6 protein-coding genes are annotated in these 7,867 nt (G+C 69.5%); 5 read left to right on the top strand and 1 reads right to left on the bottom strand.

Annotation, left to right across the window (positions count from 1 at the left end; all coding sequences use genetic code 11):
• Positions 1-135: 135 nt before the first annotated feature.
• The gene (locus tag QZV84_RS10375; RefSeq protein ID WP_292829164.1) at positions 136-657 is read right to left on the bottom strand and encodes an adenine phosphoribosyltransferase; all 522 of its coding nucleotides are present in this window, start codon (positions 655-657) and stop codon (positions 136-138) included.
• Positions 658-735: 78 nt separating this feature from the next.
• Here QZV84_RS10375 and QZV84_RS10370 point away from each other — a divergent pair, with 78 nt between their 5' ends.
• The 5 genes from QZV84_RS10370 (at position 736) to QZV84_RS10350 (ending at position 7,867) form a co-directional block, all read left to right on the top strand.
• The gene (locus QZV84_RS10370; RefSeq protein ID WP_292829162.1) at positions 736-2,439 is read left to right on the top strand and encodes a glycoside hydrolase family 13 protein; all 1,704 of its coding nucleotides are present in this window, start codon (positions 736-738) and stop codon (positions 2,437-2,439) included.
• 33 nt (positions 2,440-2,472) lie between these two features.
• Positions 2,473-3,492, top strand: coding sequence for a LacI family DNA-binding transcriptional regulator (locus QZV84_RS10365; protein WP_292829160.1), 1,020 nt, complete (start codon positions 2,473-2,475; stop codon positions 3,490-3,492).
• A gap of 33 nt (positions 3,493-3,525) precedes the next feature.
• A complete protein-coding gene (locus QZV84_RS10360) occupies positions 3,526-4,797 on the top strand; it encodes an amidohydrolase (protein WP_292829158.1) in 1,272 nt (423 codons plus the stop codon).
• Between the two features lie 69 nt (positions 4,798-4,866).
• Positions 4,867-6,990, top strand: a complete 2,124-nt coding sequence (locus tag QZV84_RS10355; protein WP_292829156.1) for an APC family permease — start codon at positions 4,867-4,869, stop codon at positions 6,988-6,990.
• A gap of 58 nt (positions 6,991-7,048) precedes the next feature.
• Positions 7,049-7,867, top strand: coding sequence for a hypothetical protein (locus QZV84_RS10350; protein ID WP_292829154.1), 819 nt, complete (start codon positions 7,049-7,051; stop codon positions 7,865-7,867).

Below are 7,867 nucleotides of genomic sequence, written 5' to 3'. Positions count from 1 at the left end.
CGCGAGAAGGTGGGTTTCGCCGCGAGAAGGTGGGTTTCGCCGCGAGAAGGTGCCCACCTTCTCGGCACCGGAGGCACCTTCTCGGCGCGGCAGGCACCTTCTCGACGCGGGAGGCACCTTCTCGGCAAACGGGGCTCAGCCCAAGAACACCGTGTGCACGTCGCCCGCCACGTCGCGCCCGCCGAGACCCTCGAGCTCCATCAGCACCGCCGTCCCCACCACGACGACCCCGAGCTCGGCGAAGAGACGATGCGCCGCGGCCAGGGTGCCACCGGTCGCGAGCACGTCGTCCACGAGCAGCACTCGAGTTCCGGGCGTGAGGTCGTCGTGCACCTCGATCGTCGCATCGCCGTACTCGAGCGCGTACGAGACGGATGCCGCGGGGCGGGGCAGCTTGCCGGCCTTGCGCACCGGCACCAGGCCCACCCCCGAGGCGATCGCGACCGCCCCCGCCAGCAGGAAACCGCGCGCCTCGACACCGGCGACCACGTCGAATGTGCCCGCGAAGGGCGCGGTGAGAGCGTCGATCGTGGTGCGCAGGGCCGAGGCATCCGCCAGCAGCGGGGTGATGTCGCGGAACAGGATGCCGGGCTCCGGGTAGTCCGGTATCGCGAGGATCAGCGATTCGGCGGAGGCGAGGGCGTCGGCGGAGGGCACGCGCCCACCTTATCCGCGCCGCCTGCGCAGGCGGTCACACGGCAGAGCCGATGCAAGCGCTTCCACTATCCTGGATGGATGACTTCGCCCGACCTCGCCGAGCACCCCTTCGACCTCTCCTCCCAGCCCGGAGCCGAATGGTGGCGCACTGCCGTCATCTACCAGATCTACCCGCGCTCGTTCGCCGACAGCTCGGGCGACGGCATCGGCGACCTCCCGGGCGTCACGGCCCACCTGGACGACCTCGTCGACCTCGGCGTGGATGCGCTCTGGCTCAGCCCGTTCCAGCGGTCCCCCCAGAAGGATGCCGGGTACGACGTCGCCGACTACTGCGATGTCGACCCGCTGTTCGGCACGCTCGCCGACTTCGACACCATGCTCGCGGCGGCGCATGGGCGCGGCATCCGCGTCATCGTCGACCTCGTGCCGAACCACTCCTCAGACCAGCACGCCTGGTTCCAGGCCGCGCTCGCCGCGGGACCGGGCAGCCGGGAGCGGGCGCGCTACCTGTTCCGCGACGGCAAGGGCGTCCACGGCGAACTGCCGCCGAACAACTGGGACTCGGTCTTCGGCGGTCCGGCCTGGACCCGCGTCCCTGCCTCTGATCAGGCGACGGTCGACGCAACGCCGGGCCAGTGGTACCTGCACCTGTTCGACACGTCGCAGCCCGACTTCGACTGGTCGAACGAGGAGGTGCGCGAGGAGTTCCGCCGCATCCTGCGCTTCTGGCTCGACCGGGGCGTCGACGGCTTCCGCGTCGACGTCGCACATGGACTCGTGAAGGATTCGGCGCTGCCCGACTACACCCCGCCGACGGATGCCGACGCGCTGGGCGGCGGCGAGGAGAACGTGCCGTACTGGGGTCAGGACGGCGTACACGACGTGTACCGCGACTGGCACCGGGTGCTGGCCGAGTACGACGGCGACCGGGCACTCTGCGCGGAAGCGTGGCTGCCCACGATCGAGCAGACCGCACTCTGGGTGCGTCCCGACGAGATGCACCAGGCCTTCAACTTCGCCTACCTCGAGACGAAGTGGGATGCCGCTCCCCTGCGCGCCGTGATCGACGAGTCGCTGCGCGCCTACGGGGCGGTCGGGGCTCCGAGCACCTGGGTGCTCTCGAACCATGACGTGGTTCGCCACGCCTCGCGTCTGGCGCTGACGGAGGAGAACCCCCAGGGTCACGGCATCGGACCGCTCTCGCCCGGCAAGCCGATCCCCGATGTGGGTCTGCGTCGCGCCCGCGCCGCTTCGACCGTCATGCTCGCCCTGCCCGGCTCGGCGTACATCTTCCAAGGCGAGGAGCTCGGCCTGCCCGAGGCCGTCGACCTGCCCGACGAGGCGCGCCAGGACCCGACGTGGTTCCGCACGGCCGGGGAACGCTACGGCCGTGATGGCTGCCGGGTTCCGGTGCCGTGGTCGGCGACCGAGCCGGCGTACGGGTTCAGCCCCACGGGTGCCTCTTGGCTGCCGCAGCCCGCGTCCTGGGCGAATCTCGCGCGCGACCGGCAGATCGGCGACGGCGCGTCGACTCTGTCGCTGTACACGACTCTTCTCGCCGGGCGCCGCACCCACCGGCTCGGGGCGGGGAGGCTGGAATGGATCGAGACGCACGAGCCCGGCATCCTCGCATTCCGCAATGGGAATGTGACCGTCGTCGCGAACATCGGCTCCGCCGCGATCCCGTTGCCGCACGGGAGCGTGATCGCGACGAGCGGACCGATCACCGACGGGATGCTGCCGGTCGACACCGCCGTCTGGCTCGAGAACGGCGCCGCCTGACCGCCGGAACTCGACGCTCGAAGGGGGGAAGACGTGGTCAGCATCGATGAGGTCGCGCGCTTCGCGGGCGTCTCCACCGCGACCGTCTCCCGTGCGCTCAGCGGACGCGGACACGTGTCGGATGCGACCCGCGCTCGAGTGGAGACGGCCGCGAAGACCCTCGGCTACGTGGTGTCCTCGTCAGCATCGAGTCTGGCCTCGGGCCGCACGCGCAACATCGGCGTACTGGTGCCGTTCCTCGACCGCTGGTTCTTCAGCACGGTGCTCAGCGGCACGGCATCCGCTCTCATGCGCCGCGGCTACGACATCACCCTCTACAACCTCACCGCCGATCGCGAGCAGCGCCGCAGCGTCTTCGAGACCTTCCTGCGCCGGCAGCGGGTGGACGGGGTCATCGCGATCTCGATCGAACTCGGCGACGAGGAGACCGAGCAGCTGCGCGAGCTCGACCTGCCGGTGATCGCGATCGGCGGTCCGAATCCCCGCCTGTCGACCCTCACCGTCGATGACGTCGCGGTCGCGCGCCTGGCGACCGAGCATCTGATCTCCCTCGGCCACAGCGAGATCGCGCACATCGGCGCGAGCCCCGAGTTCGACATCGACTTCCACATCCCCACCCATCGCCGGCAGGGCTTCGAACGGACGCTGGCAGATGCCGGCATCCCGCCCCGTCCCGCGCTGTTCGAACCTGCGGACTTCACGGTCGAGGGCGGCTTCCGCGCCGCCAAGCAGCTGCTCGGGAGGCCGGGCGAGCGTCCGACGGCGATCTTCGCGGCGTCGGACGAGATGGCGATCGGCGCGCTGCTGGCCGCGCGCGAGCTCGGGTACCGCGTGCCCGAGGATCTCTCCGTCATCGGAATCGACGGCCACGAGCTCGGCGAGTTCTTCCGCCTCACGACGGTCGACCAGTTTCCCCTGGCGCAAGGCGAGCGCGCGGCGGACGCGATCCTCGACGAGCTCGAAGCGAGGGATGCGGCCATCCCCCGCGAAGAGCCCCGGCGTCTGCCGTACGAGCTGATCGTGCGCGCCACCACCGCCCGCTTCGACCGCTGACGGGGTTTCAACCCCGCGGCTAGGCTCGAAGCCATGACCATCGACCTCGAGGCGCTCTACATCGATCTGCACCGGCATCCGGAGCTCTCGTTCCAGGAGACGCGCACCGCAGGGGTGGTCGCCCGGCACCTGGGCGAGCTGGGCATCGAGTTCGAAGAGGGCATCGGCAAGACCGGCGTCGTCGGCATCATCCGCAACCCTTCCACTCGGCTCTCGAACAGCGGCGAAGCCGTGTATCGAGACACCGGGGAATCCGCAGACGGTCCCGTCGTCTGGCTGCGTGCCGACATGGACGCGCTCCCGGTGAAGGAGATGACCGGCCTGGAATATGCGAGCACCGCGCGGGGTACCGACCCTGCGGGCTCCGACGTGCCCGTCATGCACGCCTGCGGTCACGACATGCATGTCACGTGCCTGATCGGCGCGCTCGAGAAGCTGCTGGCCACGAGGGACGAGTGGTCGGGGACGATCGTCGCGGTCTTCCAGCCCGCCGAGGAGTACGGAGCAGGTTCGCAGGCGATGATCGCCGACGGCGTGCTCGACCGCTTCCCCAAGCCCGACATCGTGCTCGGCCAGCACGTGACCCCGCTGCCGTCGGGCACGATCGGCGTGCGACCGGGCACCCAGATGGCGGCATCCGACGGCCTGACCGTGACGCTCCTCGGCAGAGGCGGCCACGGCTCGCGTCCGCACTCCACGATCGACCCGGTCGTGATGGCCGCGGCCACCGTGATGCGGCTGCAGACGATCGTCTCGCGCGAGGTCGACCCGCGCGATGTCGCCGTGGTCACCGTCGGATCGATCCACGCCGGTCTGAAGAACAACATCATCCCCGCCGAGGCGAAGCTGGAACTGAGCCTGCGCTATCCCGATGAAGAGGCCCGGGAGCGCGTGCTCGCGAAGGTGGAACGCGTGATCCGCGCCGAAGCGCAGGCCTCGGGCGCAGACGAGGAGCCGATGATCGCCGTCGACCACTCCCTGCCGCCCACGATCAACGACGTGCACGCGACGGCGCGGCTGACGCTCGCGTTCGACAGCGCTTTCGGCGACGGCACCGTCGTGGATCCCGGCATGTTCACCGGCAGTGAGGACGTCTCCTGGTTCGCGCGCGATTCGGGCGCTCCGCTGGTCTTCTGGTTCTGGGGCGGGGTCGATCCGCAGACGTTCGCCGAAGCGAGCGCCGGCGGCACGATCGACCGCGACATCCCCACGAACCACTCGCCGTATTTCGCGCCGGTCATCAATCCCACGATCGGTCTCGGAGTCGACGCGCTCGTCGTGGCCGCCCGCGAGTTCCTCGGCTAGCGGGCGCCGACGGACGCGGATCGGCCACGTCACCGCCGGTCGCATTGCGCGCACCACCAGACAGGCGTAGTGTCGCCCGCCGTGGCCACTGACAGTCGCGAGCCCGGCGCAGATTCGCCGATCGCCAAGCGTCTTCTTCTCGGGGATCCGCTCACGTCTGCGAAACTCGACGACCAGCTGCTCCCCAAGAGGATGGCGCTGCCGATCTTCGCGTCCGACGCCCTGAGCTCGGTGGCGTACGCCCCGCAGGAGCTGCTGATGATCCTGCTCACCGGCGGAATGGCGTTTCTGGCGTTCAGCCCCTTCGTCGCCCTCGCGGTCGTCGTGCTGCTGATCGTCGTCGTGGTCAGCTACCGCCAGCTCATCAAGGCGTACCCGTCCGGTGGCGGCGACTACGAAGTGGCCTCGAAGAACCTCGGCGAAGTTCCGGGCGTGGTCGTCGCCGCCGCCCTGCTGGTGGACTACGTCCTGACGGTCGCGGTGTCGGTCGCCTCCGGAGTCGACAACATCATCTCCGCGATCCCCGGACTCAATCCGTTCCGGGTCGGGCTCGCCGTCGGATTCGTCATCCTGATCGTGGTCGTCAACCTGCGCGGCGTGCGCGAGGCATCGCTGCTGTTCGCCATCCCCACCTATGTGTTCATCGCCTCGGTGGTGATCATGGTGGTCGTCGGCCTCGCCCGCACCGCACTGGGCGATCCGCCCATCGCCTCCAGCGCCGAGTTCGGCGTAGAGGGCGAGAGCCTCGCCCAGGCGGCGGTCATCCTGCTGGTGCTGCGGGCCTTCTCCAGCGGCTGCTCCGCTCTCACCGGCGTCGAGGCGGTGGCCAACGGCGTCCCCGCGTTCCGCCGCCCCAAGGTCGGCAACGCCCAGATGACGCTCACCATGATGGGTCTCATCGCAATCGTCATGTTCGCGGGGCTGACGACGCTCGCACTCATCTCCGGCGTCCACTACGCCGAGAACCCGTGCAACCTGATCGGCTTCGACTGCGACAACCCTCAGCCCAGCCTCATGGCGCAAGTGGCTTCGGCGACCTTCGGAATGGGATCCATCCCGTTCTATGTCATCCAGGCGGCCACGGCGTGCGTGCTGCTCCTGGCAGCCAATACAGCCTTCAACGGCTTTCCTCTGCTGGGCTCAGTGCTCGCCCGCGACGGCTACGCTCCGAAGGCGCTCAACACCCGCGGCGACCGCCTGGTCTACTCCAACGGCATGATCATCCTCGGCGTCGTCGCCGTCGCCGTGCTCGTGGTCTATCAGGCGAACCTCACCACGCTGATCCAGCTGTACATCATCGGCGTGTTCGTCTCGTTCTCACTCGGGCAGATCGGCATGGTCCGCCATTGGCGGCGATCGCTGCGCAACCTCAAGGCGCTGTCGCCGGAGGCCGCGCAGGCACCGTCCGCGATTTCGGAACGCCGCTCGTCCCGCACGGGTCTGGCGATCAACTCCCTCGGTGCCACGCTGACCGTCTTCGTGCTGCTGATCGTCACGGTGACCAAGTTCACGCACGGCGCGTATCTCGTCTTCATCGCGATTCCGATCCTCGCGACCCTGATGATCGGCGTCAATCGGTACTACCGCGACGTCGAGCACGAGATCGAGCCCGACGACCAGACGCACTTCGGCTCGGAGGGCGACGTCGCGATCGTCCTGGTCGGGCGCCTGCAGAAGCCCGTCATCAAGGCGATCGACTACGCGCTGGCCGCCCGCCACGACCAGACTTTCGCCGTTCACATCGCGGTCAGTGCGGAAGAGTCGGAGAAGCTGCAGCAGCAGTGGTCCGAGCACAGCATCCCGGTGCCGCTGACCATCGTCGAATCCCCGTATCGCACGTTCGCGAGCCCGGTCGCACAGTTCATCAAGCAGTGGAGGCAGGAGCACGGATCCTCGGTGGTCACCGTCTACCTGCCGCAGTACATCGTCGGCCACTGGTGGGAGTCGCTCCTGCACAACCGCCGCGCGCGGCGCATCGCGAACCAGCTGATGCTCATCCACGGCGTCTCCATCACGGTCGTGCCCTGGCTGCTCGACTCGACCGAACTCATCTACGGCCGCCGCTCGCGCCCGCTGCCCGGGCAGGAGCGCTCCGGACTACCCGCCGGTCAGCCCGCGCATCACCATCACGACCGGGCCACACGCCCCGCGGGTCCGCCCGACAAGAGCGTCGCCGAGCCACCGCAGTCCTGAGCGGATCACCCTCCTCGGGCGTCCCGCCCACCGTCGCACGGCTCCTAGACTTCCGCTCATGACACCCGACGACGGCCGCCCGAACGTGATCGCGCGCGGTTGGCTGTGGGGCCTCGACTATGCGTACGCCGCGCGGCGGCAGCTGGCGCTCGTGACGGCGCCCTGGACCCTGGGCCGCCCGCGACCGGTACCGCGAGCGTGGCGCACGGGCTCGGACGATCTCGCCGAGGTCATCCTGCTCCCCGGGGTGTATGAGCACTGGACGTTCCTGCGTCCGCTCGGAGACGCGCTCAATGCCGCGGGCCACCGCGTCGAGGTCGTCCACGGACTCGGGATGAACAGTCGCGGCATCGCCGAGACGGCCGACCGGCTCGGGCGGGCGCTCGCGAGCAAGCCGCCGAAGGGCGACGGCCGGGTCCTGGTCGCGCACAGCAAGGGCGGCCTGATCGGCAAGCACCTGCTCATCTCATCCCGCGCGGCCGCTGCCGCGGCGATCGAGGCGGCGGCGGGGGGCGATCCGGCGGATGCCGCGGCAGCCGCGACCGCCGAACCCACGGGACCCCCGCTCGGCGTCCTCGGCCTCGTCGCCGTGTGCACGCCGTTCCACGGATCACCGCTCGCCGGACTGTTCTTCGTGCCCAGCATCCGGGCGTTTCTGCCCGACGACGAGACGATCGTCATGCTCGGGCGCGACGAGTCCGTCAACGGCCGCATCGTGTCGGTGTTCGGACGCTTCGACCCGCACATCCCCGGCGGCAGCGCCCTGGAGGGGGCGACGAACGTGATCGTCCCGGCATCCGGCCATTTCCGCGTGCTCGGCTCGCCGCACACGCACTCCGCCGTGCTCGACGGCGTGCGGATGCTGTCCTCCGAGTGA

Origin of the sequence: Microbacterium sp. (assembly GCF_011620715.1) — a bacterium.
GTDB lineage: Bacteria > Actinomycetota > Actinomycetes > Actinomycetales > Microbacteriaceae > Microbacterium.
Note: the sequence above shows the minus strand (reverse complement) of the source record. Positions and strands in the feature narration are given on the sequence as shown.